25 protein-coding genes are annotated in these 25,740 nt (G+C 72.4%); 7 read left to right on the top strand and 18 right to left on the bottom strand.

All coding sequences use genetic code 11. The features are described from left to right. Nucleotides 1–53: 53 nt before the first annotated feature. Entirely contained in the window at nt 54–638 is a 585-nt protein-coding gene (locus ACTWO6_RS08195; protein ID WP_406036839.1) for a PadR family transcriptional regulator, read from the top strand. Between the two features lie 76 nt (nt 639–714). Here the strand turns inward: ACTWO6_RS08195 and ispG are convergent, their stop codons facing one another. The 3 genes from ispG to dxr are packed head-to-tail and all read right to left on the bottom strand — an operon-like array spanning nt 715 to nt 4,355. Further along, on the bottom strand, nt 715–1,887 hold the full coding sequence (ispG, locus tag ACTWO6_RS08190) for a flavodoxin-dependent (E)-4-hydroxy-3-methylbut-2-enyl-diphosphate synthase (RefSeq protein WP_446219051.1): 1,173 nt from the start codon (nt 1,885–1,887) through the stop codon (nt 715–717). A 9-nt stretch (nt 1,888–1,896) separates the two neighbouring features. Further along, nucleotides 1,897–3,144 (bottom strand): M50 family metallopeptidase, encoded by a 1,248-nt coding sequence (locus ACTWO6_RS08185; RefSeq protein ID WP_446219050.1) that lies wholly within the window; start codon nt 3,142–3,144, stop codon nt 1,897–1,899. Next, the gene (dxr, locus tag ACTWO6_RS08180) at nt 3,144–4,355 is read right to left on the bottom strand and encodes a 1-deoxy-D-xylulose-5-phosphate reductoisomerase (protein WP_446219049.1); all 1,212 of its coding nucleotides are present in this window, start codon (nt 4,353–4,355) and stop codon (nt 3,144–3,146) included. The genes ACTWO6_RS08185 and dxr overlap by 1 nt, the downstream gene beginning before the upstream one ends. Between dxr and ACTWO6_RS08175 the strand changes: the two genes are divergently transcribed. Both ACTWO6_RS08175 and ACTWO6_RS08170 read left to right on the top strand, forming a co-directional pair. Beyond that, entirely contained in the window at nt 4,318–4,785 is a 468-nt protein-coding gene (locus ACTWO6_RS08175) for a hypothetical protein (RefSeq protein WP_446219048.1), read from the top strand. The two genes, dxr and ACTWO6_RS08175, sit on opposite strands and share 38 nt — an antisense overlap. An 87-nt stretch (nt 4,786–4,872) precedes the next feature. Beyond that, nucleotides 4,873–5,190 (top strand): hypothetical protein, encoded by a 318-nt coding sequence (locus ACTWO6_RS08170; RefSeq protein ID WP_446219047.1) that lies wholly within the window; start codon nt 4,873–4,875, stop codon nt 5,188–5,190. A gap of 100 nt (nt 5,191–5,290) precedes the next feature. Here ACTWO6_RS08170 and ACTWO6_RS08165 read toward each other — a convergent pair whose 3' ends face one another. The 6 genes from ACTWO6_RS08165 to ACTWO6_RS08140 all read right to left on the bottom strand — a co-directional run bounded on the left by ACTWO6_RS08165 (nt 5,291) and on the right by ACTWO6_RS08140 (nt 12,245). Beyond that, a complete protein-coding gene (locus ACTWO6_RS08165; protein WP_446219046.1) occupies nt 5,291–7,777 on the bottom strand; it encodes a GcvT family protein in 2,487 nt (828 codons plus the stop codon). A 150-nt stretch (nt 7,778–7,927) separates the two neighbouring features. After that, on the bottom strand, nt 7,928–8,149 hold the full coding sequence (locus tag ACTWO6_RS08160; RefSeq protein ID WP_130340463.1) for a transposase: 222 nt from the start codon (nt 8,147–8,149) through the stop codon (nt 7,928–7,930). 192 nt (nt 8,150–8,341) lie between these two features. Beyond that, nucleotides 8,342–8,887, bottom strand: a complete 546-nt coding sequence (locus ACTWO6_RS08155; RefSeq protein WP_446219045.1) for a GNAT family N-acetyltransferase — start codon at nt 8,885–8,887, stop codon at nt 8,342–8,344. Between the two features lie 59 nt (nt 8,888–8,946). Then, the gene (locus ACTWO6_RS08150) at nt 8,947–9,573 is read right to left on the bottom strand and encodes a TMEM175 family protein (RefSeq protein ID WP_446219044.1); all 627 of its coding nucleotides are present in this window, start codon (nt 9,571–9,573) and stop codon (nt 8,947–8,949) included. A gap of 120 nt (nt 9,574–9,693) precedes the next feature. Next, nucleotides 9,694–11,283: a Rieske 2Fe-2S domain-containing protein gene (locus ACTWO6_RS08145; RefSeq protein WP_446219043.1), complete on the bottom strand. Its 1,590-nt coding sequence runs from the start codon at nt 11,281–11,283 to the stop codon at nt 9,694–9,696. Nucleotides 11,284–11,378: 95 nt separating this feature from the next. After that, nucleotides 11,379–12,245, bottom strand: a complete 867-nt coding sequence (locus ACTWO6_RS08140; RefSeq protein WP_446219042.1) for a tetratricopeptide repeat protein — start codon at nt 12,243–12,245, stop codon at nt 11,379–11,381. A gap of 89 nt (nt 12,246–12,334) precedes the next feature. On the opposite strand from ACTWO6_RS08140, the gene ACTWO6_RS08135 reads away from it, so the two are divergent. Next, nucleotides 12,335–12,559, top strand: a complete 225-nt coding sequence (locus tag ACTWO6_RS08135; RefSeq protein WP_406036850.1) for a DUF2631 domain-containing protein — start codon at nt 12,335–12,337, stop codon at nt 12,557–12,559. A 75-nt stretch (nt 12,560–12,634) separates the two neighbouring features. Here the strand turns inward: ACTWO6_RS08135 and ACTWO6_RS08130 are convergent, their stop codons facing one another. The 8 genes from ACTWO6_RS08130 to ACTWO6_RS08095 form a co-directional block, all read right to left on the bottom strand. After that, nucleotides 12,635–13,687, bottom strand: a complete 1,053-nt coding sequence (locus ACTWO6_RS08130; RefSeq protein ID WP_446219041.1) for a DivIVA domain-containing protein — start codon at nt 13,685–13,687, stop codon at nt 12,635–12,637. Nucleotides 13,688–13,718: 31 nt separating this feature from the next. Further along, nucleotides 13,719–14,867, bottom strand: a complete 1,149-nt coding sequence (rlmN, locus tag ACTWO6_RS08125) for a 23S rRNA (adenine(2503)-C(2))-methyltransferase RlmN (RefSeq protein ID WP_446219040.1) — start codon at nt 14,865–14,867, stop codon at nt 13,719–13,721. A 104-nt stretch (nt 14,868–14,971) separates the two neighbouring features. Further along, the gene (locus ACTWO6_RS08120; RefSeq protein ID WP_446220586.1) at nt 14,972–16,453 is read right to left on the bottom strand and encodes a phosphatidate cytidylyltransferase; all 1,482 of its coding nucleotides are present in this window, start codon (nt 16,451–16,453) and stop codon (nt 14,972–14,974) included. Between the two features lie 259 nt (nt 16,454–16,712). Then, nucleotides 16,713–17,270 carry a ribosome recycling factor gene (frr, locus tag ACTWO6_RS08115; RefSeq protein WP_130332949.1) on the bottom strand — a complete coding sequence of 186 codons (558 nt, stop codon included), beginning with the start codon at nt 17,268–17,270 and terminating at the stop codon, nt 16,713–16,715. 83 nt (nt 17,271–17,353) lie between these two features. Continuing rightward, the gene (gene pyrH, locus ACTWO6_RS08110; protein WP_130332947.1) at nt 17,354–18,121 is read right to left on the bottom strand and encodes a UMP kinase; all 768 of its coding nucleotides are present in this window, start codon (nt 18,119–18,121) and stop codon (nt 17,354–17,356) included. Nucleotides 18,122–18,285: 164 nt separating this feature from the next. Beyond that, nucleotides 18,286–19,113: a translation elongation factor Ts gene (tsf, locus tag ACTWO6_RS08105; RefSeq protein WP_446219039.1), complete on the bottom strand. Its 828-nt coding sequence runs from the start codon at nt 19,111–19,113 to the stop codon at nt 18,286–18,288. 135 nt (nt 19,114–19,248) lie between these two features. Beyond that, nucleotides 19,249–20,136, bottom strand: coding sequence for a 30S ribosomal protein S2 (gene rpsB, locus ACTWO6_RS08100; protein ID WP_446219038.1), 888 nt, complete (start codon nt 20,134–20,136; stop codon nt 19,249–19,251). 344 nt (nt 20,137–20,480) lie between these two features. Then, nucleotides 20,481–21,452, bottom strand: a complete 972-nt coding sequence (locus ACTWO6_RS08095; protein WP_446219037.1) for a hypothetical protein — start codon at nt 21,450–21,452, stop codon at nt 20,481–20,483. Between the two features lie 224 nt (nt 21,453–21,676). On the opposite strand from ACTWO6_RS08095, the gene ACTWO6_RS08090 reads away from it, so the two are divergent. Genes ACTWO6_RS08090 through ACTWO6_RS08080 form a run of 3 tightly spaced genes read left to right on the top strand, consistent with a single transcriptional unit; the run spans nt 21,677 to nt 24,801 of the window. Further along, nucleotides 21,677–22,036, top strand: a complete 360-nt coding sequence (locus tag ACTWO6_RS08090; protein WP_446219036.1) for a YraN family protein — start codon at nt 21,677–21,679, stop codon at nt 22,034–22,036. 15 nt (nt 22,037–22,051) lie between these two features. Further along, a complete protein-coding gene (locus tag ACTWO6_RS08085; RefSeq protein ID WP_446219035.1) occupies nt 22,052–23,572 on the top strand; it encodes a YifB family Mg chelatase-like AAA ATPase in 1,521 nt (506 codons plus the stop codon). Then, nucleotides 23,569–24,801 (top strand): DNA-processing protein DprA, encoded by a 1,233-nt coding sequence (locus ACTWO6_RS08080; protein WP_446219034.1) that lies wholly within the window; start codon nt 23,569–23,571, stop codon nt 24,799–24,801. Before ACTWO6_RS08085 ends, ACTWO6_RS08080 begins: the two co-directional genes overlap by 4 nt. Nucleotides 24,802–24,878: 77 nt before the next feature. Here ACTWO6_RS08080 and ACTWO6_RS08075 read toward each other — a convergent pair whose 3' ends face one another. Beyond that, nucleotides 24,879–25,220 (bottom strand): hypothetical protein, encoded by a 342-nt coding sequence (locus ACTWO6_RS08075; protein ID WP_446219033.1) that lies wholly within the window; start codon nt 25,218–25,220, stop codon nt 24,879–24,881. Between the last annotated feature and the right edge of the window lie 520 nt (nt 25,221–25,740).

Below are 25,740 nucleotides of genomic sequence, written 5' to 3'. Positions count from 1 at the left end.
TTGCCGATATATCGTCGATGCATCAGCGACACTACGAAGACAAGGAGAGTCCGATGGGATTCCACGGACGGATGCACGCGATGCACGAGGCTCGGATGCGCGGCTTCGGCTTCCCCCCGTTCCCGCCCGGCCCGCCGTTCCCCCCCGGGCCGCACGGTCACGGCGGGCGAGGCGGCCGGGGCGGTCGCGGGCGGGGACGCCGGCCCAACGTCCGGGGCGCCGTGCTGGCCCTGCTCACCGAGCGGCCGATGCACGGCTACGAGATGATCCAGGAGATCGACTCCCGCACCGGCGGGGCCTGGCGGCCCAGCCCCGGCTCGATCTACCCCACCCTCCAACTGCTGGAGGACGAGGGCGTCATCGTCGCCACCGACGGATCGGGCGGCGGGCGGAAGCGGTTCACCCTCACCGACCAGGGGCGCGCGGAGGCCACCGAGGCGGCGCAGACCCCGCCCTGGGCGGAGTTCGCCGAGAACACGGTCAACAGTTGGCACGACATCCGGGACGCCGGCGCGCAGGCGATGAACGCGCTGCGCCAGGTGATGATGACCGGCACCGACGACCAGCGCGAACGGGCCGCCCAGGTACTCGACGAGACCCGGCGCAAGCTCTACGCCATCCTCGCCGAATCCGAGTGAGCAGCTCACCCGCGTACGCGGAAGGGCGGCCCTCCCCCACGGGGACGGCCGCCCTTTCCGACGGTGCGTCGGGACGTCAGTGCACGGTGACCCGGGGACCGGGGACCATGTCGCGAAGCTCCTCGGGGATCTCGGCGCCCATCTCGTCGGCGATCCGCAGCGCCTCCTCGATCAGCGTCTCGACGATCTGCGCCTCCGGGACGGTCTTGACGACCTGGCCCTTGACGAAGATCTGCCCCTTGCCGTTGCCGGAGGCGACGCCGAGGTCGGCCTCGCGGGCCTCGCCCGGGCCGTTCACCACGCAGCCCATCACGGCGACCCGCAGCGGCACCGGCAGCCCCTCCAGGCCGGCGGTGACCTCCTCGGCCAGCTTGTAGACGTCGACCTGGGCCCGGCCGCAGGACGGGCAGGAGACGATCTCCAGCCCCCGCTCGCGCAGGCCCAGCGACTCCAGGATCGCGTTGCCGACCTTGATCTCCTCCACCGGCGGGGCCGACAGCGAGACCCGGATGGTGTCGCCGATCCCCTCGGCCAGCAGCGCGCCGAAGGCGACCGACGACTTGATGGTGCCCTGGAACGCGGGGCCGGCCTCGGTCACCCCCAGGTGCAGCGGGTAGTCGCACTTCTCGGCGAGCTGCCGGTACGCCCGGATCATCACCACCGGGTCGTTGTGCTTGACCGAGATCTTGATGTCCCGGAAGCCGTGCTCCTCGAAGAGCGAGCACTCCCAGAGCGCGGACTCGACCAGCGCCTCGGCAGTGGCCTTGCCGTACTTGGCGAGCAGCCGCTTGTCCAGCGAGCCGGCGTTGACGCCGATCCGGATCGGCACCCCGGCGTCGCCGGCCGCCTTGGCGATCTCCTTCACCTTGTCGTCGAACTGGCGGATGTTGCCCGGGTTGACCCGGACGGCCGCGCAGCCGGCGTCGATCGCCGCGAAGACGTACTTCGGCTGGAAGTGGATGTCGGCGATCACCGGGATCTGCGACTTGCGCGCGATCGCCGGCAGCGCCTCGACGTCGTCCTGCGACGGCACGGCCACCCGGACGATCTGGCAGCCGGAGGCGGTCAGCTCGGCGATCTGCTGGAGCGTGGCGTTCACGTCGGCGGTCAGGGTGGTGGTCATGGACTGCACCGAGACCGGCGCACCCCCACCGACCGGTACCGAGCCGACCATGATCTGGCGGCTGGCCCGACGCGGGGCGAGCGGCGGCGGCGGTACGGGGGGCATACCGAGACTGACAGCGGTCACTTCAGGCACTCACCTTGGGAAGAGCGTGATCGGGTTGACGACGTCCGCGGTGACGGTCAGCAGCGTGAACACGCCACCGATCAGGATCACCGCGTACGTGATGGGCATGAGCTTGAGGTAGTCGACGCGGCCCGGGTCCGCCCGGCCGATCCGGGCGTAGAGCCAGGACCGGACCCGCTCGAACCAGGCGATGGCGATGTGGCCGCCGTCGAGCGGGAGCAGCGGCAGCAGGTTGAACACGCCGATGAAGAAGTTCAGCGACACGAAGAGCATGAAGAACCCGTACCAGGCGTCGTTCGCCACGAACTCGCCGCCGAGCCGGCTGGCGCCGACCACGCTGATCGGGGTGTCCATGTCCCGCTCGCCGCCGGTGATGGCGTTCCACAGGGCGGGGACCTTCTGCGGGATGCGCTGCATGGCGTGCGCGGTCTGCACCGCCATCGTGCCGGTGAAGTCGGCGGTGGCACCGAACGCCGCGACCGGGCCGTACTCGATCAGCTGCGGGGTGGTGGGTCGGAGCGCGACGCCGAGCGCGGCGACCGACGAGGTGGCGCCCTTCGGGTCGCCCAGCGGCGGGCGCTGCACGGCGGCGAGGTCGACGGTGGCCGTCGCCGGGCTGCCGCCGCGGACGTACTCGACGGTGGCCTTGCCGGGCGGCGTGGCGCGGACCACGTCCAGCATGTCGCCCCAGCTCCGCACCGGCTTGCCGTTGACGGCGGTGATCCGGTCGCCGTCGAGAAGCTGGGCCTGGGCGGCCGGGCTGGCCGGGTCGCCGGCCTGGCAGGCGCGGTTCGTGTTCTCCACCACCACGCAGGGGGCGAGGGCGACCACCGCGGGCTCGGCCAGGAACTCCTTCTCCGTGGTGGGGGCGTCCGGGTTGGGCAGGCCGACGGCGATCGCCATGATCCAGAGCGCGCCCAGGGCCAGGGCGAAGTGGGTGATCGAGCCCGCGGACATCACGATCGTCCGCTTCCAGACCGGGTAGCGCCACATCGCCCGCGGCTCGTCGGCCGGGTCGACGTCGTCGTCCTGCGGCGTCATGCCGACGATCTTGCAGAAGCCGCCGAGCGGGATGCCCTTGACGCCGTACTCGGTCTCACCGCGCTTGAACGACCACAGCGTCGGGCCGAAGCCGACGAAGTACCGCGTGACCTTCATCCCGAAGGCCTTGGCGGTGATCATGTGCCCCGCCTCGTGCAGGCTCACCGAGACGAGAATGAAGACGGCGAACAGCACCACCCCGAGCAGGTTTGCCATCAGGCTCCTTCCACCGACGCCGCGATGATCTCCTGGGCGTGCGCCCGTGCCCACGACTCGGCGGCGAGCACGTCCTCGACGGTACCTGGTTCGTCGAAGTCGGGAGCGTCCTCCAACACCCGCTCGAGGGTGTCGACGATGCCGAGGAACGGCAGCCGCCCGGCGACGAAGGCCGCGACGCACTCCTCGTTGGCCGCGTTGTAGATCGCCGGCCGGCAGCGCCCGGCCTCGCCGGCGGCCTTGGCCAGCGCGACCGCCGGGAACGCGGCGTCGTCCAGCGGGAAGAACTCCCAGGTGTGGGCCTTCGTCCAGTCCACCGCGGCGGCGGCCCCCGGCACCCGGTCCGGCCAGCCGAGGCCGAGCGCGATGGGCAGCCGCATGTCCGGCGGGCTGGCCTGCCCGAGGGTCGAGCCGTCGGTGAACTCGACCATCGAGTGGATCACCGACTGCGGGTGGACCATCACCTCGATGTCGGCGTACGGCACGTCGAACAGCTCGTGCGCCTCGATCACCTCCAGCGCCTTGTTGACCATGGTCGCGGAGTTGATCGTGACGACGGGACCCATGTTCCAGGTCGGGTGGGCGAGGGCCTGCGCGGGCGTGACCTCGGTCAACTCGTCGCGGCGCCGGCCCCGGAACGGGCCGCCGCTGGCGGTCACCACCAGCCGCCGCACCTCGGCGCGGGTGCCGCCGCGCAGGCACTGCGCCAGCGCCGAGTGCTCCGAGTCGACGGGGACGATCTGCCCCGGCCGCGTCACCGCGGCCTTGACCAGCGGGCCGCCGGCGACAAGCGACTCCTTGTTGGCCAGGGCGAGGGTACGACCGGCGCGCAGCGCCGCCAGGGTCGGCGCCAGCCCCAGCGAGCCGACCACCCCGTTGAGCACGACGTCGCACGGCCACTGCGCCAGCTCGGTCATCGCGTCCGGCCCGGCCACGATCTTGGGCAGCTTGAAGTCCCCGGTGGCCCAGCCGCGCCGGCTCGCCTCGGCGTAGAAGGCGAGCTGGAGGTCCTGCGCGGCGGACGCCTTCGCCACGCCGACCGCCTCCACGCCGAGTTCGAGGGCCTGCGCGGCGAGCAGTTCGACGTTGCCGCCGCCCGCGCCGAGCGCGACCACCCGGAACCGGTCGGGGTTGCGCCGGACGATGTCGATGGCCTGGGTGCCGATCGAGCCGGTGGAACCGAGCAGGACGAGGTCGCGGGGAGAGGTCACCCGGCCATTCTTCCCCAACGGTGCTGAACGCCCGCTGGGAGCCTCACTCCCCGCTGTCCGGTTCCTCCACCAGCGCCTCCTCGTCGAGCAGATCGGCCGGGTCGACCGTGAACTCGAACGGCTGCCGCATGACGAAGGTGGTGCCGGCGGCTGCGGCGGAGAGCGCCTGGTACTCCCCCTCGACCAGCTCGTGGAGGGCCAGCGCAGGAACCCGGTTACGCAGGTCGACCCGGAGGAAGAAGGGAACCTCGGCCGCGGCGTACTCGCGACGCCGATCACACCGCTGCGGTGGTCGGCCGGCGACACGATCTCGCCGAGCAGGACCGCCGATGAGATGTCAATCGCCGTTCGACCGCCTCCCGGAGTGCGCAACATGGCGAGATCCGGGATAAAGAGATCATCCCCAGAGATGACATTGACCGAGTGGTAAGCCCACACGCGAGCCGATCGTCCCGCCTGCCGGAGGCGATAGGCAACCTCCCATTGCACCACCCGCCGGTCGGGCCCGCATCCGGGCGTGACCACGACGCAGCCACGCAGCACCTCCACGCGCGGGCCGTGTTCTCCGGCAACAGGTCGAGCGCTGCTCGTGCGGTCCACGCGTCGTCACGCCGACCCAACGATGCGGCCCGGTGGGCGCCTCATCGTCGGCAACTTCCATCCGCGCAACGTCACCAAGGCGCTGATGGACCACGTGCTGGACTGGCGGCTCGTCCACCGGACTGAGGAGGACCTGGACCGGCTCTTCCAGGCATCGGCCTTCGGACGCCCGACCACCCGCGTGATGTACGAGCCCGAATCGATCAACCTGTTCGCCGAGCGTGTCAAAGACTGATGCGCCGGCCTGTCCCGCGTCAAGAACCTGGCTCAAGATTACGGTCATGCCCAGGGTGGATGAGATAGAGCTCGATGAGATCGGTGGATACTCCTACCCCTCACATCTTTATCCGTTTGTTGGCGGGATCGTAGAGCGGTCGCAGCGAGACCACGGCCGGGTAGGTCGAGGCGCCGATCTCGACGGTCCACTTGCCGGAATCGATCCACGCCTGATCGAGCGGCTGGCGTGCGTCAACCATCGCGAGGCCGACCGCCCCACCGAGCGAGAAGCCGTACGAGGCCGCCCGGATGTAGCCGACCGGCGTGCCGTTGCGGCGCACGACCTCGGCGTGGAACATCAACGGTTCGGGGTCGGTGACCAGCACCTGCACGAGCCGGCGGGTGAGCGGCCCCTCGGCCTTCTTGGCCAGCACGGCCTCGCGGCCGATGAAGCCGCCCTGCTTGTCGAGCGCGACTGCGAAGCCAAGACCGGCTTCGAGGACCGAGTCGGTGTTGTCGATGTCGTGCCCGTAGTCGCGGTAGCCCTTCTCCATCCGCAGACTCGACAGCGCCTTGAGCCCGGCATGCCGCAGACCCACCGCCCGGCCCGCCTCGACGAGCCGGTCGTAGGCGTGCACGGCCTGCTCGGCGGGGATGTAGAGCTCATACCCCAGTTCGCCGAGGTAGGTGATGCGGATGCAGAGCACGCGGGCGAACCCGAGGTCGATCTCGCGCGCCGTGCGGAACGGGAACGCCTCGTTGGACATGTCCTGCGTCGTCACCGACGCCAGCAGTTCCCGCGAGCGCGGTCCCTGGATGTTGATCTGCGCGTAGCCACCCGAGACGTCGGTGACGAACGCGTGCGCGTCCCCGAAGTGGCGGCGCATCCACGCTTCGACGTGCCGGTGCGCGGTGTCCGAGGCAACGACCCAGAACCGGTCGTCCCCGAGCTTGGTAACCGTGAGGTCGGCCTCGAGCGTCCCGCCCTCGTTGAGCCACTGCGTGTAGGTGATGACGCCCGCCTCGCCGTCGACGCGGTTGGCGGAGATGCGCTCGAGTTCGCGTCCAGCGTCGCGTCCCTGCACGAGGAATTTCGACATGAACGACATGTCCATGAGGATCACGCCTTCGCGGGCGGCGCGGTGCTCGGCCTCCCAGTACGGGAACCAGTTCTGCCGCCCCCACGACAGCGCATCGACCTTCGGCTCGACAACCTCGGGCGCGTACCAGTCGGCACCCTCCCAACCGCTCACGTCCTTGAAGTACGCGCGCTGCTCGACGAGCCGGTGGTGCAGCGGGGAGAGCTTCGCATTGCGAGCGGTCTGCATCGAGCGGCCCGGGTAGTGGCACTGGTAGACCATGCCGAGCGACTCGACCGTGCGCGTCGCCCGGTACTCCGGGTTGCTCTGGTAGGCGTGCAGCCGGTCGATGTTGATGCCGGTGACGTCGATGTCCGGTCGGCCGTCGACGATCCAGTGGGCGAGTGCGCGACCGATCCCGCCCCCCGTCAGGATGCCGATGGAGTTCAGCCCGGCCGCCACGAAATAGTTCTTCAGCTCGGGCGCCTCGCCGACGATCGGCTGCAGGTCGGGGGTGAAGCTCTCGGGCCCGCAGAAGAACTTGCGGACGCCCACCTCCATCGAGACCGGGATCCGCTCCATCGCCTTTTCCAGGTATGGCGCCATCCGGTCCCAGTCGGGCGGTAGCTCCCCGAACGAGAAGTTGTCGGGGATGCCCTCGATCTTCCAGGGCGCGCAGACGGTCTCGAAGAGCCCGAGCATCAGCCCGCCGCCCTCCTCGCGGAAGTAGCCGTACGACGCCGGGTCTTCGAGTACGGGCAGGGATCCGTCGACGCCCTCGACGGGCTCGGTGATCAGGTAGTAGTGCTCGGCCGCCTGCAGCGGGATGTTCACGCCCGCAGCCGCGCCGAGCTGGCGGGCCCACATGCCCGCGCAGTTGACGACGTACTCGGCCTCGATGTCGCCGTACGGCGTCCGTACGCCTGTCACCGCGCCGCCCCGCCGCAGCACGCCCGTGGCCGGGACGCCCTCCAAGATCTTCACCCCCTTCATCCGGGCGCCCTTGGCGAGCGACATCGTGACGTCCACAGGGTTCGCCCGGCCGTCCTGCGGCACGTAGAAGCCGGCGAGCAGGTCGTCCGTGCGGGCGAGGGGGAACAGCTTCTTGACCTCGCCCGGCGAGATCTCGTGAACGTCGACTCCGCAGTACCGGTTGAACGCCGAGACGCGGCGGTATTCCTCCAGGCGGCCCGGTTCGGTCGCGAGTTCGATGAAGCCGACTTGCTTCAACCCGGTGGCGAGCCCGGTCTCGGCCTCGAGTCGGGCGTACAGGTCGCGGGTGTACCTGCGCATCTCGGTGGAGGTCTCGGACGTCGAGCCGAACGTGACCATCAGCCCGGCCGCGTGCCATGTGGTGCCGGACGTCAGTTGGTCGCGTTCGAGCAGCACCACGTCGGTCCACCCGAGGTGGGCGAGGTGGTACGCGACGGAGGTCCCGATGATCCCGCCGCCCACCACGACGACGCGCGCACGATCTGGGACGCCGCTCGGCGCGGGGCCGCTCTTGGGCGGTGTCGGCAGGGTCATGGTCGCTCCGATCCTGATTGACGAGTTCGCCAGGCGCGTCGATTATGGCCGTCCCGACCGCGCGCACCGCCGTCGGTCGGTCACCTCGACAGGTCTGTCCGATCCTGGACCGCTACCCCTAGACCCGCAGCGCCGCGAACTAGTGCCTCGTCATGCAGCCTTGAACGGGTAATCCGGGTGGCGGATTTTGGATCCGGTGGCGAATCCGGATTTCGGTTTGGCGCGGTGGTTGCGCCAGCGGATGTAGTCGCCGATGGCGGCGTCCTGCTCGGCGTGGCTGCGGTGGTCGGTGCCGTTGAGCGCGAAGTAGCGCACCGCGGCGAACTCGGCTTCGATCCAGTTCAGCCGGGACGCGTAGGTCGGCAGGAACACCAGTTCCACCAGGTTGGCTTCGAGGCCGGTGCCCCGGTACGGCAGGAACAACTGGCGCAGGTGCCGCCGGTACGGGCGGTGAAGCGGACCCGATCGGGGGCGGCGTCGAAGCGGATCAGCACGGCGCCGACGATAGGGCCGCAGCTCGCCTGCACACCCCCTGTTCCAGGCATGGGCGCGCGGCGGAACCGGTCAGTCGGGACGGTTGAGAACGAAGGTCTCCAGTTCGGCGCCGCCGTACCAGTCGGTGCGGACGCCGAGATGGGTCATGCCGAGCCGGCGGGCCACCGCCGTCGACGCCTCGTTGCCCGCCATCACCACCGCGTAGACCTGCCGGGCGCCGCCGGCGAACTCCCGGTCGAGCACCGCCCGGGCCGCCTCGGTAGCGTAGCCGTGCCCCCAGGAGTCGGGGTGCAGGTGCCAGCCGATCTCGATGTCGTCGGTGGGGGTGACGCCGTCACGGCCCGGCAGCGGCTTGAGCAGCACGCTGCCCGCCGCCCGGCCGGTGGCGCGCGGCTCGATCGCCCAGAGGCCGTACCGGTCGCGGTACGGGGCGTACCGGTCCCGCCAGGACCGGACCCGCTCGGCCGCCTGCGCCGGGTCGGTCATCCGCCCCGATCCGCCGCCCAGCCAGCGCATCACCTCGTCCCGGGAGTAGATGTCGTAGATCCGGTCCAGGTCCGCTTCGTCCTCGGTCCAGTCGCGGACCACCAGGCGGTCGGTCGAGACGATCGTCATGCTGGCGGATCGTAATGCGTGCGGCGGCGTCGCCGGGACCCTCCTTGACCACGCCGGCGTCACGCTGAGCCGGCCGAGGAAGGCAGGTCGCCGGGCCCGCGGATCAGGTAGAGGCCGACCAGGAGGAGGTAGGCGAACAGGCTGAGGATGGGGTCGATGAAGACCACCGCGAACGCGATCAGGTAGAGCAGCGGGCCGAGGCGGTACCGGCGCGCCACCGCCTTCGCCAGCCGGGGGTCCAGGTCCGGGTGGAGCAGTTTGCGCCGGCGGGCCCACCACCAGCTCAGATTGAAGAAGAGTGCCTCACCGAGCACCGTGCCGACGTAGAGCGCGGCCGATATCTGCTGGTCCGCGTCGGTCCCCCGCAGGTGGTCCGCGAGCTGCCTGGCGGTGAACGGGATCGCCGCCACGAAGAGCATCAGCGCCAGGTTGAGCACCAGCAGCATCTGGTCGACTCGGACCACGTACCGCCACATGTTGTGGTGGGTCAGCCAGATCTGGCCGACGATGGCGAAGGTGATCACGTACGCCAGGTACGAGCGCCACTCGTGCCCGAGCGCGGCCCCCAGCCCCTTGTCCTTCGGGGTGCCCGGGCTGAACTGGAGCAGCTCCACCGCCATCACCGTCAGCGCGACGGCGATCACCGCGTCGCTGAACGCCTCCACCCGGGCGGAGTCCCTGGCCATCTCGCTGCTTCGCCGGAATCGGTACCCCGGCTCCCTGTCCGCCCCCGTCACGCCGCCCCCGCCCTGCCGGATGTCCGCTGACCTGATGGTCACCCGGCGGGGGCGGCGTGCGGGGCGAAACTAGCTGGCCGCCTCGCCGGCCGGGGCCGGGGTGTCGGCGTCGGCGCGGTGGGCGCGGATCTTGTGGCCGACGCTGGTGAGGCAGCGACCGCTGGCCATGTCGAACTTCCAGCCGTGCAGCTGGCAGGTGAGCTGGTCGCCCTCCACGATGCCGAACCGGCTCAGGTCGGCCTTCAGGTGCGGGCAGCGGCGCTGCACCACCCAGCCGTCCAGCGTGATGTCCTCGGCGTCGACGGCCCGCTCGTGCTCGTCGTACCAGCCCTCGGCGTACTGGAGGCGCTCCTCGGAGAGGCACTTGAAGAAGGCGTAGACGAACTCGTTGTACTGGCCGATCCGGGCGGCGGAGAAGCGGCAGGAGAGGAAGAGCGAGTTGACCCAGTCCACCTCGCCGATGTGCAGCAGGTGCTCGATCAGCGCCCGCTCGGTGCGGAACCGGTAGCGCACCTTCTCGTCCGCGTACGGCCGGACCTCCTTGCCCGGAAAGTCCACCACGATGGATTCAATCGTCTCGCCGCCTGAGTCGTCAGTGCCCACGAGGTCGAAGCGGACCGGACCGCCGACCCCCTTGGCCAGGTAGATCGACTCGTCCAGCAGCGGCTCGATCCGGCGCTTCATCTCGCCGAGCACGTCCACTTCGGGGTGCCGCCAGGACGCCTTCTCGGCCTCGATGACCGGGCGCTTGCGCTCTCGCATCTCCTCCAGGTGGGCGACCTTGTCGGCGAAGAACTCCTCCACCGGCGCCGGGTGGGTGGTGGTCGCGCCCTCGGTGGTGATCTCGCTGACGCTCCCCGGCAGCAGCACGATGCCGTTGGTGCCACCGACCTTGGCGTACTCCGCCATGAAGACGGACTGGTCGGGGAAGATGTTGCCCTCGTCGCCGTGGATGTCGTTGAACTGCCACAGCGCGTCGTCGAGGAAGCAGGGCGGCCCGGCGATCGGGAAGACGTGGTCGGCCTTCAGGTCGTCGATGTAGCGCCAGGTGCGGTCGAACTGCCGGTCCCGCTTCTGCTTGCCGAACGCGGTCTTCGCCGCCTGCGGCAGCTCGTAGACCATCGGGTACCAGATCGCGCCGGAGAACTGCAGCAGGTGCGCGTGCACGTGGCCCAGCTCGGCGAAGACGCTCAGGTCGGTCGGGCGGGCGTCGTTCTGGTTGAGCAGCCGCACCCCGTCGTACTCCACCCAGAGCGAGGAGTCACCGATCGGGCCGTCGGTCGGGCTGGTCAGCGCCTGGATCATGATCTTCAGGCCGCCGGGCAGCTCCACGACCTGCTCGTTCGGCGCCTTCAGGAACTTCGTGAAGCCCAGCTCCCGCAGCTCGTCTTCCATCTCCGAGGTGGGGAACTCGGGGAGCAGGACGGTGGCGTCCTTCGAGACGAAGTCGCGCAGGTGCTTGGCGTCGAAGTGGTCCCGGTGCAGGTGCGAGACGTAGAGGTAGTCGACCTGGCCCAGGGTGTCCCAGTCCAGCAGTGAATTGTCCGGGAAAGGGAACCAGGAAGCGAAGTAGGCCGGATTGACCCACGGGTCGCACAGGATGCTGCCCGCGGCCGTGTCGATCCGCATGCTGGCATGTCCCGTACCGGTCACTCGCACCGCAGTCCCCCTCAAAAAGACAATCAAGGTGTACGTCAAGACGCTACCGGAGGCAGTCTGGCCACCGCCCCGCGACGCCGGTAGTGCCGATCCGGTCAGCCCTCGACCGGGCCGGCCCAGCTCCGCCGCTCCGGGGCGGCGGCACGCCAGCTCGCCAGCAGCGCCGGGATCTCGCCGACCGGCGCGGCCAGGTGCACCCGCTGCCCGCCGGCGACCTGGTGGTCCCGGTCCTGGCTGACGCTCCCCTCGCTGCAGCACGCGCAGATCCTCCGGACCCCGCTGGCGGGCTCGGCCGCATACCCGTGCTCGTCGAAGAGGTCCGCGAGGGCCCGGACGTCCGCCGGGGTGCCGGCGGTGACCTCGACGGTGGTGGTGGGCATCTCGGAGGCCCGGAACAGCAGCAGCTCGTCGAAGACCGGGTACGTCCGCCCGTCGACCTCCCGCTCGCCGTTGGGCGCCCCGTCGTGCACCACCACCTCGCCGAACCGTCGGCCCGACCCCGGGGTGGGGACGTTCAGCACCCGGGCCCGGGTTGGGCACAGCCGCCGCGCCCAGACCACCTCCCCGCCGGCCTCCGGGTTCAGCCGGACCGGGGTGGTCCCGAAGTCCGCCGCGATCTCCCCCTCGCCGTCGGGCACGGTCAGCCCGTAGCCCCGCCAGGCGTCCCGGGCGGTGGCCCAGTCCTCCATGATCGTGGCCGCGATGCCGAGGTTCCAGAACGCCGGATCCTCGGTACCCCGCTTCGCCCGCGCGGCCGCCTCCCGGCCCAGCTCGTACGCCTTCGCCCAGTTGCGCAGGAACTTGTGGGCCAGCGCCGCGTGGTACCACCACGCCTCGGCCGCCGGGATGTCCGGATACCGGCGCACGAGGCGCTCCCACAGCTCCCCGGCGGCCGGCCAGTCCTCCGCCTGCCACGCCTGCTGCGCCCGCTCGTACAGCTCGCGGTCGTCCGCGCGGGTCATGCGTCCCCCATCAGGTCGGACCCTGCGCCGGTCCCGGCACGGGGCGTGCCAGACTAACCGGAGATCCGATCGCGAGGGAAGGACCGACAGTGGCAGGAAGCGAGCCGGTAACTGCGCCAGATCAGCACAAGCCCGGGCACCGCAAGTCGGGGCGGATCGGCGCGGTGCTCTCGGCGGTGGTCTTGGTAGTGATGGCGCTCTGCGGCAATCACGAGGGCAAGGTCGAGGACATCTGGCTGATCGGGATCGCCGTGCTGCTCCTGGCCATCGTCATCGGCGACTCGGTGCTGCGCCGCAACGGCCTGCGGTCCTGACCCGGCCGACGTTCCGGACCAGAAACAGCCGAAGGCCCGCCCCCGTCGGGGGCGGGCCTTCGTCGTCGTACGGCGTCAGCGGCCGAAGAGGATGTCCTGCACGTCCTTGAGGGCGGCGTCGACCTCGGCCTCGAAGTAGCCGCCGGGCACCAGACCGAAGCGCAGGGTGTCCAGGTCCTTCGGGTTCACCGGCATCGGGTTGCGGCCCTGCATGCCGCCCAGCAGGCTTTCGAAGAAGCGGTCCACCTGGTCCGGGTCGTACCCGCTGCCGAAGCGGCGCACCTGGAAGCTGCGGCGGATCTGGTCCACCCGGTAGAGGTCGCTCCCGGGCGGGCCGGCCATCGGAGGGCCGACCATCGGCGGGCCACCGACGGGCGGGCCGGCCATCGGCGGACCGGACATCGGACCCCCGCCCATGCCCTGCTGCGGCAGGGCCGGCGGCCCGCCCGGGCCGCGACCGCGCATGTCACGTGGGTCCCGCTCGGGCATCCGGATCTCGGCGGTCATGTCGGTACGCCCGTGCCGGCCGGCCTCGAAGCCGTCGAAGTGCGGCTCGTCCTGGCCGTACCCGCCGGGGCCCGGGGGCAGGCCGCGCGGCGGCGGGCCACCGTGCCCCATCGGGGCGCCCGGACCCATCGGGCCGGGGCCGCCCGGGCCGCGCGGGGCGTCGTACCCGCCGCGGGGGGCGTCGTACCCGCCGGCGAAGGCGCCGGTCGGCTCGTCGTACCGGCCGTAGCGGTCGGCGGGCGGGCCGGCCTGCGCGGGCATCGCCCGGGGCGGCATCGGCGGCTGCGGCACCGGCGACAGGCCACGGTCGTCACGCATCGGCGGGCCGAGCCGATCGGCCATCCGGGGATCGCCGCCCCGCCCCCCGGGGACGCCCCCGCGCTCCTCCAGCTCGGCCAGCTGCCGCTCGACCCGGTCCAGGTGCAGGTCCACCTGCCACTCGTCGTAGCCGTTGAAGCGGACCCGGAAGACGACGTCGTGGACCTCCTGGGAGGCCACGGGCGCGCCCACCGGCTGGCCGGCGAGGGTCGCCTCGACCCGGTCCAGGAAGGCGTCCACCTCGTCGACCTTGTATCCCCGGCGGAGCGCCTTACGCCGGAAACGCTGACCCTGACTCGCCACTATGTCTCCTGGTCTCGTTCGCTACGCCCGGTCACGCCGTTGCTTCGCGCGGCGCATCGGGGTCCCTGTCCTCGGCGGCGGCGAGCTGCCCACACGCGCCGTCGATTTCGCGTCCCCGGGTGTCCCGCACCGTGGTCGACACCCCGGCGTCGCGCAACCGCCGGACGAACTCCCGCTCGACCGGCTTCGGGCTGGCGTCCCAGCGGCTGCCCGGAGTCGGGTTGAGCGGGATGAGGTTCACGTGGGCCAGCTTGCCGGCCAGCAGCCGTCCGAGCAGATCGGCTCTCCACGGCTGGTCGTTCACGTCCTTGATCATCGCGTACTCGATCGACACGCGACGCCCCGTCGTGGCCGCGTAGTCCCACACCGCGTCCAGCACCTCGGACACCTTCCAGCGCTGGTTGACCGGGACGAGTTCGTCGCGCAGCTCATCATCGGGGGCGTGCAGCGACAGCGCAAGGGTCACTGAGAGGTCTTCGCTGGCCAGTCGGCGGATGGCCGGAACCAGCCCCACCGTGGAAACGGTGATGTGCCGCTGGGACAGGCCGAGCCCCTCGGGCGCGGGGGCGACCAGCCGGCGGATCGCCGCGACGACCCGCGAGTAGTTGGCCAGCGGCTCGCCCATGCCCATGAAGACGACGTGCGACAGCCGCGGCGGCGACCCGGCGACCGCGCCGGAGGCGGCCACCCCGGCCAGGTAGACCGCCTGGTCGACGATCTCCGCGGTGGAGAGGTTGCGGGTCAGCCCGGCCTGGCCGGTGGCGCAGAACGGGCAGGCCATGCCGCAGCCGGCCTGGCTGGAGATGCAGACGGTGACCCGGTCCGGGTAACCCATCAGCACGCTCTCCACCAGCGAGCCGTCGTGCAGCTTCCAGAGCGCCTTGCGGGTGGCCCCGTCGTCGCAGGCCAGCTCGCGTACCGGGTTGAGCAGGGTGGGCAGGAGCGACCCGGCCAGCCGCTCCCGGGTGGCCGCCGGCAGGTCGGTCATCTGCGCGGGGTCGCGGACCAACCGGCCGAAGTAGTGGTTGGAGACCTGCTTGGCGCGGAACGCGGGCTCGCCCAGCTCGGTGACGAGCGCCTGCCGGCCCGGCAGGTCCAGGTCGGCGAGGTGACGGGGAGGCATCGCGGGTTTGCGGCCGCGGGCGTCGGGGTCTACGGAGATCAGTGGCAGGCTCGTCATGGCGCGTCCAGTCTGACACGCCGGGAGCGGGACGCCGCCGTCCGTCCGTGCCGAATCGGCCCCGACCGCGCGGAGGAGCGGCGCCCGCCGACGTGATTCATGCCTCAGCCCACCACCGGCACGAAGACCGCCAGCAGCAGGTACGCCGTCGGCACCGCGAAGAGGATCGAGTCGAGCCGGTCCATCAGGCCGCCGTGCCCGGGCAGCAGATTGCTCATGTCCTTCACGCCGAGATCCCGCTTGATCATCGACTCGGCGAGGTCACCGAGGACCGCCGCGCAGGAGATCGCCACCCCGAACAGCGCGCCCCACCAGGGGGTCACGTCGAAGAGCAGCCAGATCAGCACGGCGCTGCCGGCCGCCGCCGCGGTGACCGACCCGGCGAACCCCTCCCAGGACTTCTTCGGGCTGATCGAGGGCGCCATCGGGTGCTTGCCGAACGCCACGCCGGCCGCGTACCCGCCGGTGTCGGAGAGGACCACGGCGACCAGGGTCACCAGCACCCGCAGTCGCCCGTCCCCGGGGGCGGCGGCCAGCATCGCCGCGAAGCCGCCGAGGAAGGGCACGTAGACCGCGATCAGGGTGGCCGCGGTCAGGTCGCGCTGGTAGTTGCCCGGGCCGTCGCCCAACCGCCAGATCATCGTGCCCAGCACGGTGACCAGCAGGCCGAGGCTCAGCGCGTCCGGGCCGGCGAACCAGCCCAGCCCGACGGTGATCGCCCCACCGGCGACCAGCGGCACCAGCGGCGGGTGGGCGCCGCTGCGGCGCACCGCGCGGGCCATCTCCCACGTGCCCACCGCCACGGCGACGATGACGACGCCGAGGAACGCCGGCGGGTAGAGGAAGAGCGGCACCAGGATCGCGGCGCCGAGGCCCACTCCGACCGCGATCGCGGCCGGCAGGTTGCGACCGGCCCGGCCGGGCGCGGACTGCTGGGTGGGTGGCCGGTCCGCGCTGGCCCGCCGGCGCCCGCGCTGGCGCCGGCCCGACGGCGGCTCGGGCTCCGGGTCGGGTTCGTCCCGCACCGGGGCGATCTGGGCGGTCGGGTACTCGTCGTCCGGACCGCCGCGTCGGCCACCCCACGGCCCGCCCTCCGGGTGACCCCGGTCGAGGCCCGCCGGATGGCGGGGGCCACCGTCGCGCCGACCACGGTCGTCGTAGTCGTCGCGGTGACCGGGGCGGCCGTGCGCGGTGTCCCGGTAGCCGCGGTTGTCGCGGTAGCCGCGGTCGTCACGGTCGGGGGCCCGGCCACCGGGGGTGGCGTCGCGAGGGTCGCGGTACGGGTGGCCGGGGCCGTCGTGGTTCCGGTCCGGATGGCCGTTCGCGCGGCCGGGGCGCTCGCCGTACGGGCCGGACCGACGACCGTCGACGTCCGGCCGGGCGTACGGGTCGCCGGCCGGACCGGGATACGGGCCGGCCGTCGGCCGGGGCCGGCCGGACGGCTCGGCGTACAGCTCGGGGTTGGCGCCGGGGCGGTGCCACGGCCCCGGCTCGAGGTCAGGGTCGGGCCAGGGCGGGGCGGGCGGGCGGGCCGGCCGGTCCCAGCCGCGGGGCTCGGGGGCGCCGTAGGGGTCGGGGTGGGACATCACGCACCGAGCGAACGCGGTACGAGTTCCACCACTTGACGCAAGACCAAGACCATCCCCTACAGGCGCGACTGTTCCGGTTGACCGGCCCGACGGCCGGCTGATCCCCGCCGTTCACCCGCTGGTGGGTGGGAATCGTGCCGAGCCTACTGCACCGGGGAATTTGGCACGGCGGACGATGGCCCACCACGACGACGGCACCGGGTCCACCGCCCGGGCGGGCGGGGGCACACCGGTGCCGTGGCGGTCGTCGGGCGGCTCAGACCTCGAGCAGCTCCGCTTCCTTGTGCTTGACCAGCTCGTCGACGGTGGCGACGTACCGCTGGGTCAGGTCGTCCAGGTCCTTCTCGGCGCGGCGGCCCTCGTCCTCGCCGACCTCGCCGTCCTTGACCAGGCGGTCCAGCTCTTCCTTGCCCTTACGGCGGATGTTGCGGACGGCCACCTTGGCCTCCTCGCCCTTGTGCCGGGCGACCTTGATCATTTCGCGGCGCCGCTCCTCGGTCATCTGCGGGAGCAGGATGCGGAGCTGGTTGCCCTCGTTGTTCGGGTTGACGCCGAGGTCGGAGTCGCGGATCGCCTTTTCCATGGCGTTGATCTGCGAGTTGTCGTACGGCTTGATGATCACCATGCGTGGCTCGGGGACGCCGATGGACGCCATCTGGGGCAGCGGGGTGGGGGTGCCGTAGTAGTCGATGATGACCTTGGAGAACATGGCGGCGTTGGCGCGACCGGTGCGGATGGCGCCGAACTCCTCCTTGGCGTGCTCGACCGCACGCTCCATCTTCTCCTCGGCCTCGAGGAGGGTGTCGTCGATCACCGGTCTCCTCGCCTCCTTCTGTTGCTCGTCGTGGGCTCTGCTGGTGTCGTGTCGGAGGACCGCTGGCCGCCCCGGCGGGGCGCTCACGCGGTGATCAGGGTGCCGATCTTCTCACCGCCGACCGCGCGGACGATGGTGTCGTCGCCCTGCGCGCCGAAGACCAGCATCGGCAGGCCGTTCTCCATGCAGAGGCTGAACGCCGCCGCGTCGGCCACCCGCAGGTTGCGGCGCAGCACCTCGGAGAAGGTGATCGAGTCCAGCTTGCTGGCGGTCGGGTCGACCCGGGGGTCCGCGGTGTAGACCGCGTCCACACCGTTCTTGCTCATCAGCACCACGTCGGCGCGGATCTCCAGCGCCCGCTGCGCCGCGACCGTGTCGGTGGAGAAGTACGGCATGCCGGCGCCCGCGCCGAAGATCACCACGCGGCCCTTCTCGAGGTGCCGGATGGCCCGCAGCGGGATGTACGGCTCGGCCACCTGGGCCATGGTGATCGCGCTCTGCACCCGGGTCTCGATGCCCTCCTTCTCCAGGAAGTCCTGGAGGGCCAGGCAGTTCATCACCGTGCCGAGCATGCCCATGTAGTCGGCCCGGGCCCGGTCCATGCCGCGCTTCTGCAACTCGGCGCCGCGGAAGAAGTTGCCGCCGCCGACCACCACGGAGACCTGCACGCCGCGGCGGACCACGGTGGCGATCTGCCGGGCGATGGCCTGCACGACGTCCGGGTCGACGCCGATCGCGCCGCCGCCGAAGACCTCGCCGGAGAGCTTCAGCACCACCCGACGGGCCCGGCCGGGCGGTGGGGCGGTCGGATCATCCGCCGCCAGGCTCCGGTCACTCACAACCTGCGTCATCCGACCCGCCCTTCCCGTCGCGCACCTTCGCGTGCGCCGCGTACCGCATACCTGCCGCTGCCGACCCTATGTGACGAGGAGGCCGCGGTGCCTGTCACGTACACCGGCGGCCTCCTCGTCGACGTTGCTTGCCCACGGGCGCCTCACGCGCCCGAGCTGGCGGCTCAGGCCTGGCCGACCTCGAACCGCAGGAAGCGGGTGACCTCGATGCCGGCCTCGGCCAGCATCTGCTTCACCGTCTTCTTGTTGTCGGCCACCGACGCCTGCTCGACCAGGACGTAGTCCTTGAAGAAGGCGTTCACCCGGCCCTCGACGATCTTCGGCAGCGCCGCCTCGGGCTTGTTCTCCTCGCGGGCGGTCTGCTCGGCGATGCGCCGCTCGGACTCGACGACGTCGCCCGGCACCTCGTCCCGGGTGAGGTACTTCGGCCGCATCGCGGCGACCTGCATGGCGACACCGCGGGCGTCGGCGTCGCCGGCCTCGTCGGTCTTGCCGGTGTACTCGACCAGCACGCCGACGGCCGGCGGCAGGTCCTGGCTCTTGCGGTGCAGGTAGACCGCGACGTTGCCGTCCAGCTTGGCGAAGCGGTTCAGCACCAGCTTCTCGCCGATCTTGGCGGACTGCTCCTGGATCAGCTCGGCGACCGGCTTGCCGTCGATCGAGCTGGCCAGCAGCTCCTCGGCGGTGCTGACGCCGCTGCGCTCGCCGTGCTCGACCAGCTGCTGGGCCAGAGCGACGAAGGCGTCGTTCTTGGCGACGAAGTCGGTCTCGCAGTTGAGCTCGAGCAACGCCTTGCCGGAGTGCGCGACCAGGCCGTTCGCGGCGGTGCGGCCGGCCCGCTTGCCGACGTCCTTGGCGCCCTTGACGCGCAGAATCTCGATGGCCTTGTCGAAGTCGCCCTCGGCCTCGGTCAGCGCCTTCTTGGAGTCCATCATGCCGGCGCCGGTGAGGTCGCGGAGCTTCTTGACGTCCGCGGCGGTGAAGTTGGACATGACTCTCTCTTCGGTGTTGAGACTGCGGTGGGATGGTCTGGCTGCCGGGTTACCCGAATCCGGGCCGGATGTGCCCGGCGGATCCGCCGCGCCCCACCGACCGGGAAATCGGACGGTGGGGACGCGGCGGTGCGATCACTCCGCGGCGGCGGCCGTCGGCTGCTCGGTCTGCGGCTGCCCGGCCGTCGGCTGCTCGGTCTGCGGCTGCCCGGCCGGCTGCTGCTCGCCGGCCTTCTTCGGCTCCTCCAGCAGCTCGCGCTCCCACTCGGCCAGCGGCTCGTCGGTGCCGACCTGACCCGGCTCCGGCTTCTCCTCGCCGCCCCGGCGACGGCCGGAACGGGCGATCAGACCGTCGGCGACGGCGGCGGCCACGACCTTGGTCAGCAGCTCCGCCGACCGGATGGCATCGTCGTTGCCCGGGATCGGGAAGTCGACCTCGTCCGGGTCGCAGTTGGTGTCGAGCACCGCGATCACCGGGATGCCCAGCTTGCGGGCCTCGTCGACGGCGATGTGCTCCTTCTTGGTGTCGACCACCCAGATCGCGGCCGGAAGCTTCTGCATGTCCCGCAGACCACCCAGGGTGCGGGTCAGCTTGATCTTCTCGCGGGAGAGCTGCAGCGTCTCCTTCTTGGTGTAACCGGCGGCGGTGCCGCTCAGGTCACCCAGGGCCTCCAGCTCCTTCATCCGCTGCAGGCGCTTGTACACCGTCTGGAAGTTGGTCAGCATGCCGCCGAGCCAACGGTGGTTGACGTACGGCTGGCCGACCCGGGTCGCCTGCTCGGAGATGGCCTCCTGGGCCTGCTTCTTGGTGCCGACGAAGAGGATGCTGCCGCCCTCGGCCACCGTGTTGCGCACGAAGTCGTACGCCTTCTCGATGTAGTCGAGGGTCTGGCGCAGGTCGATGATGTAGATGCCGTTGCGCTCCGTCATGATGAAGCGCTTCATCTTCGGGTTCCAGCGCCGGGTCTGGTGCCCGAAGTGGACACCGCTCTCCAGCAGCTGACGCATGGTCACGACGGCCATGGTGGGGTACTCCTCAAGATCCCTGGTTGTCACGCCCGGCCGGTGGCCGGGCGTCCTGGCGCCTGGTCGCCGGCCATGGTGGGCCCGACCAAGATCGGGACCAGGGAGGCCGTAGCCCCACGAGGAAACGTGGAGAGGGCGCGCGAGGTCGACCGCGCGAGGCGGTCGCCAGTCGACCAGTGTACGCCCCTTCTCCGCCCGCCAGTCCCGGGGTGCGGGAACGCCCCGCACCGTCACTTTCCGGGCGTACGGGCCGGTCCGGTCCCCGCGTCCGGGCCCGGCCCCCCGGCGGGCCGGCCAGCCCGCGCCCGGCGCGTCGGCCGGGCGCGGTGCCGCGGGACCGCTCAGCGGGCCCCGAGTGCGGCGGCGACGAAGAGCACCAGCCCGACGGTCAGGTACGCCGTCGGCGGGCGGAGCCAGCCGCGGCTGCCGTCGGCGAGCGCCAGCCCACCGGTGCGCAGGCCGTACAGGCCGGCGGCGAAGATCGGCAGCCCGGCCACCAGGAACGTCCCCACCACCACGTCGGAGGCCGAGACGGGTTCGCCCACCAGCCCGTGCAGCAGGACCCGCAGGGCCGGGACCTCGAAGACGAGCGTCAGCACCGCGAGGACCACCGCCAGCGCCGGCCGGCGGGTCCGGTAGACGCCGTCGCCGGGCGGCGGGGCGTCGAGCCGGGGCGCGACCGCCGGCATCGGCCCGGTCGGCATCTCCAGCGGATGCGGGGTCGGGACGCCGGCCGGCTCGGGCGAGGCGACCGGACCGCCGGGCCGTTCCCCGACGATGAGCGGGGTCGGACCGGACGGGCGGTCCCCCACCCCGAACGGCGGCACGGCGTAGGTCGGCTCGGCCGGGCCGGTCGGCTCGACGATCGGGTAGCCGCCGGGCGGAGCCGGCCGCAGCGCGTCCGGCGTGCGGTCCGCACCGAGCGGGTCCGGCCCGGCGAGACCCTCCCGGACGCCGGTGGCGAGCTGCTCCGCGCCCTCCCGGGCCGCCCGGCGGCCGCCGCGCTCACCAGGCAGCTCGCCGGAGACCTCCGGGTCCTCCCCGCGTCGCGACCGGTAACTGCCGGTCTCCGGCTGTCCGTCACCGACCGGCTCGTTCGCGCCGAACCGTCCTGATTCGCCGTATCGGGCGGTCAGCGGGTCGGCGTACCGGCCCTCGTCCGCCCCGGCGCGCTGCTCCGGGGTCCGGAAGTCGTCGTCGCGGTAGCGCGGGTCGCCCGCTCCGCGCCAGTCCGGTTCGGCGTACCCGTGGTCGCTCCAACGCGACCCCTGCTGATCCTCGGGAAAGCTCCGTCGTCCGTCCACGACGGGCACGGTATGCGACCCGCTCCATGCGCGCCATCCGGCCGGCTGGCCGTGACACCCCAGGTCAATACCGGCACGGGTCCGGTCATCGCGGGTGCACGTTCGGTGACCGGCGAGCCGTCTCTTAGCACGGTGCCGGCATGATCGTCCGGCCGTCCACAGCCCCTCCGGTTGTCCACAGGCGGGCCGGGCGGGACGGCCGGACCGAACGGTCAGGGCCCACCGTGGGCGCCATGACGAAGCGGAACCAGGCCGTCGGCGCGTACGGGGAGCGGTGCGCGGTCCGACACCTGATCGAGGCGGGACTACGGCCCGTCGCCCGGAACTGGCGCTGCCCCGACGGCGAGATCGACATCATCGCCTGGGAGGGCGGGGTGCTCGCCTTCTGCGAGGTGAAGACCCGCCGGACGGACGACTTCGGCAGCCCGGCCGAGGCCGTCGTACCGGCCAAGGCGCGCCGGCTGCGCGGCCTGGCCGCCCGGTGGCTGGCCGAGACGGGCACCACCGCCGACGAGGTGCGCTTCGACATCCTCTCGGTCCGGCTGTCCGCGGCGGGCGCCGCCCGGGTCGACCACCTCAAGGGCGCGTTCTGAGATGGGCGGCCGGGCATGAGCTACGCCAAGGTGCTCGGCGTGGGCCTGGTCGGGGTGACCGGGCACGTGGTGGAGGTGGAGGCCGACCTGGCACCGGGGCTGCCGGCGGTGGTCATCTCCGGCCTGCCCGACACCGCCCTGCATGAGGCCCGGGACCGGGTCCGCGCCGCCATCGTGAACTCCGGCGAGAAGTGGCCGAACCGGCGGATCACCCTCAACCTGCTCCCCGCCGACCTGCCGAAGTACGGCTCCGCGTTCGACCTGGCCATCGCCACCGCCCTGCTCGGCGGCGCCGGGGAATTGCCGCTGCTGCCGCTCGAGCGGGTGGTGGTCCTCGGTGAGCTGGGGCTGGACGGCACCGTCCGACCGGTCCGCGGCGTGCTGCCGATGGTCGCCGCCGCGGTCAGGGCGGGGCTGGGGCGGGTCATCGTGCCGATCGCCAACGCGGCCGAGGCGGCGGTGATCCCCGGCGTCCGCGTCCGGGCGGTCGACACCCTGCACCGGCTGGTCGGTTTCGTCCGGGACGGCACGCCGCTGCTGGAACCCCCGGGCACCGGCCCGACGGCGCCTCCGGGCGGGCCGGATCTGGCCGACGTGGCCGGCCAGGGGCTGGGCCGGCGGGCGTTGGAGGTGACCGCCGCCGGTGGCCACCACCTCGCGCTGCTCGGGCCGCCCGGCGCCGGCAAGACCATGCTGGCCGAACGCCTGCCGTCGATCCTGCCCGAGCTGGACGACGACGCCGCGCTGGAGATCACCGCGCTGCACTCGATCGCCGGCGTGCTCCCGTCGGACGGGCGGCTGCTGCGCCGCCCGCCGTTCCAGGCGCCGCACCACACCGCCACCGTGCCCGCGCTGGTAGGCGGGGGCGCCGGACTGGCCCGCCCGGGCGCGGTGTCGCTGGCCCACCGTGGGGTGCTCTTCCTCGACGAGGCGCCGGAGTTCAGCAAGGGCGCGCTGGAGGCGTTGCGCCAGCCGTTGGAGCACGGCTGGATCCGGCTGGCCCGGACCCGGGGCGGCACGGAGTACCCGGCGCGGGTGCAGCTGGTGCTGGCCGCCAATCCCTGTCCGTGCGCGAAACCGGCCGGCGACACGCAGTGCGAGTGCAGCCCGCTGACCCGGCGACGCTACCTGGGGCGGCTCTCCGGGCCCCTGCTGGACCGGATCGACGTGCAGGTCACCGTGCTGCCCGTGCGGGCGGCCGAGCTGATGGAGACGGGCGGGGCGAACGAGTCCTCGGCCATCGTCGGGGCGCGGGTCGCCGCGGCCCGCGCCGCCGCGGCCGAGCGCTGGGCCCCGGTCGGCCGTCGGCTCAACGCCGAGATCCCCGGCCCGCTGCTGCGCCGCTCGCCCTGGCGGTTGCCGGGTCGGGAGACCGACGAGCTGCGCGCCCGGCTGGACAGCGGTTCGCTCTCGGCCCGGGGCTTCGACCGGATCATTCGGCTGGCGTGGACGATCGCCGACCTGGACGGGCGGGACCGACCGGACCGGGAGGACGTCCGGGAGGCGATCGGACTACGGACGGGAGCGGGAGCATGAGTCGTGACGAGGAGATCCGCGCGGAGGACCGGCTGGCCCGCGCCGCGCTGACCTGGCTCACCGAACCGGGCACCTGGTCGGTGCACCGGCTGGTCGAGCGGCTCGGCGCGCCGGCCGCCCTGGCGCTACTCTGCGACGGCGGCGCGCCGGAGGAGAAGCTGCACGCCACGGTGGCGGCCCGGCTCGCCGCCGGTGACCCCCGGGCGGCGGCGGCCCGGGCGCTGGAACGGATCGATCGACTCGGCGCCCGGATCGTCACGCCCGACGACGACGAGTGGCCGGTCGGCGTCGACGACCTGCGCCGGCTCGCCCTCTCCGGGGCCAGCCGCCGGGTGGACGCCGAGACCGCCCCACCGCTCTGCTTCTGGGTACGCGGCGCCTGGCCGCTGGCCGAGGCGATGGCGCGGTCCGTGGCCGTGGTCGGCGCCCGGGCCGCCACGCCCTACGGCGTGCACGTGGCCACCGAGCTCGGCTACGGCTTGGCGGACCGGGAGTGGTCGGTGGTCTCCGGCGGGGCGTTCGGCATCGACGCCGCCGCGCACCGGGGCGCGTTGAACGCCGGTGGGGTGACGGTGGCGGTGCTGGCCTGCGGGTTGGACCGGCCCTACCCGATGGGCAACACCGCCCTCTTCGACCGGATCGCCGAGACGGGGCTGCTGGTCAGCGAGTGGATGCCGGGCGCCGAGCCGCTCCGGCCCCGGTTCCTGATCCGCAACCGGGTGATCGCCGCCGCCACCCGGGGAAGCGTCCTGGTGGAGGCGTCCGCGCGCAGCGGCGCGACGCAGACCATGCGCCGGGCGCTGGCGATCGACCGACCGGGAATGGTGGTGCCCGGCCCGGTCACCTCGGCCATGTCGGTCGGCGCCCACGAACTGCTCCGGGAGCAGCCCACGGCCCGACTCGTCACCGGGGTCGCGCACGTACTGGAGGAGGTGGGACGGATCGGGGCCGACCTGGCACCCCCGGCCCGGGGGCCGCGACGGCCCACCGACGAGCTCGACGACGAGGCCGCCATGGTGCTGGAGTCCCTGCCGCGCCGGGGGCTGCACAACCCGGACGCGGTGGCCGCCCGCGCCGGCGTCGCCGTCCGGGTCGCGTTGCGCAAGCTGTCCCTGTTGGAGGAGTTGGGGCTGGTGGTCCGCCGGGACGGCGGGTACGCGCTGGCCCCGCCACCGGGCCGGCGTGCGGCCGGCACCCGCCCGGCAGGCGCACCGCCACCGCCCGGATGAGGTCAGCCCACCGCCCGGACGAGTCCGCCCACAGCCGGGCGCCCGGAGCCGGACGAACCGACCGGGGCCACGTCGGCTCAGTCGCCCTCGAAGCGGATCTCCACCTCCCGGCCGGTCAGGCAGCGCCGGGTGAGCTGCGTGAGCCGGCGCACCTGGTCCACCTCCGCGGGCGCGCGGGCCACCTCGGCCAGGCAGCGCAGCTCCGCGAGGAGTTGCGGTGCCGCCTCGGCGCTGACCACCAGCTCCCCGAGCGGATCGATGCGGTCCAGCAACGGCGTACGACCCCCGCCCCGCACCCGCTTCAACAGGTCGAGCAGCACGTCGTCGGGGTCGGCGACCACCCCGGCCGCGACGCACGTCGGGCGACCCCGACCGGGTCCGGCCCGGACCAGCCGGTAGAGGACGGCATCCACACCCACGCTCGGTCCCCCTCCTCCCGTCGGCGTGACCTTCCCGGGTCGACGCCACTCCGTTCCGCCTCGCGAGTCACCCTTGCGCGCCATCCGCCGGCTCGACACCGTGACGCCCCCTGCCCGGCCCCGACACGGTGAATGCCGACGCCGCGATGCCGCCGGGCCCGTGACGCCACCGGCCCCGCGCCGGGGCAGCTCCGGCATGGCCGACCGGCCGTAGCGTTCGGGGCACCCCGTAACCAGCAGCGACACCGGCGCGGTCGTGGTCACGTCCGCTCGGCGGCGCTGCCACCGTCCTCTTCGTACGACCAGTTTCCCCTGTCCAGGTCCCGTTCAGCCACCCCTGACGGCGCACCGAACCGCAACGCCCCACCGGCGAGCCGGGGACGGGACGACCGCCTGGCGTCCTGCCATTGCCGGATCGGGCCCGTAGGCTGGATCGGTGCCCGCCGAGAGCTGGATCAGGCCGCCTTCCGCACCGGCCACCACCGGCGCACGCGAGCCGGCGCGGACGGGTCCCGGCGCG

Source organism: Micromonospora sp. IBHARD004 (assembly GCF_052814115.1).
The sequence above is the reverse complement of the archived record's forward strand: the minus strand, read 5'-3'. Positions and strand labels throughout refer to the sequence as shown.

Bases quoted from the DNA above. Each gene is read 5' to 3' on its own strand.
- ACTWO6_RS08090 (WP_446219036.1), top strand. From the start codon at position 21,677: ATGACGAAGCGGAACCAGGCCGTCGGCGCGTACGGGGAGCGGTGCGCG.
- ACTWO6_RS08195 (WP_406036839.1), top strand. From the start codon at position 54: ATGGGATTCCACGGACGGATGCACGCGATGCACGAGGCTCGGATGCGC.
- ACTWO6_RS08150 (WP_446219044.1), bottom strand. From the start codon at position 9,573: ATGGCCAGGGACTCCGCCCGGGTGGAGGCGTTCAGCGACGCGGTGATC.
- ACTWO6_RS08120 (WP_446220586.1), bottom strand. From the start codon at position 16,453: ATGTCCCACCCCGACCCCTACGGCGCCCCCGAGCCCCGCGGCTGGGAC.
- ACTWO6_RS08080 (WP_446219034.1), top strand. From the start codon at position 23,569: ATGAGTCGTGACGAGGAGATCCGCGCGGAGGACCGGCTGGCCCGCGCC.
- ACTWO6_RS08155 (WP_446219045.1), bottom strand. From the start codon at position 8,887: ATGACGATCGTCTCGACCGACCGCCTGGTGGTCCGCGACTGGACCGAG.
- rlmN (WP_446219040.1), bottom strand. From the start codon at position 14,867: ATGACGAGCCTGCCACTGATCTCCGTAGACCCCGACGCCCGCGGCCGC.
- ACTWO6_RS08165 (WP_446219046.1), bottom strand. From the start codon at position 7,777: ATGACCCTGCCGACACCGCCCAAGAGCGGCCCCGCGCCGAGCGGCGTC.
- tsf (WP_446219039.1), bottom strand. From the start codon at position 19,113: ATGTCCAACTTCACCGCCGCGGACGTCAAGAAGCTCCGCGACCTCACC.
- pyrH (WP_130332947.1), bottom strand. From the start codon at position 18,121: ATGACGCAGGTTGTGAGTGACCGGAGCCTGGCGGCGGATGATCCGACC.
- ACTWO6_RS08140 (WP_446219042.1), bottom strand. From the start codon at position 12,245: ATGACCCGCGCGGACGACCGCGAGCTGTACGAGCGGGCGCAGCAGGCG.
- ACTWO6_RS08185 (WP_446219050.1), bottom strand. From the start codon at position 3,144: ATGGCAAACCTGCTCGGGGTGGTGCTGTTCGCCGTCTTCATTCTCGTC.
- ACTWO6_RS08085 (WP_446219035.1), top strand. From the start codon at position 22,052: ATGAGCTACGCCAAGGTGCTCGGCGTGGGCCTGGTCGGGGTGACCGGG.
- rpsB (WP_446219038.1), bottom strand. From the start codon at position 20,136: ATGGCCGTCGTGACCATGCGTCAGCTGCTGGAGAGCGGTGTCCACTTC.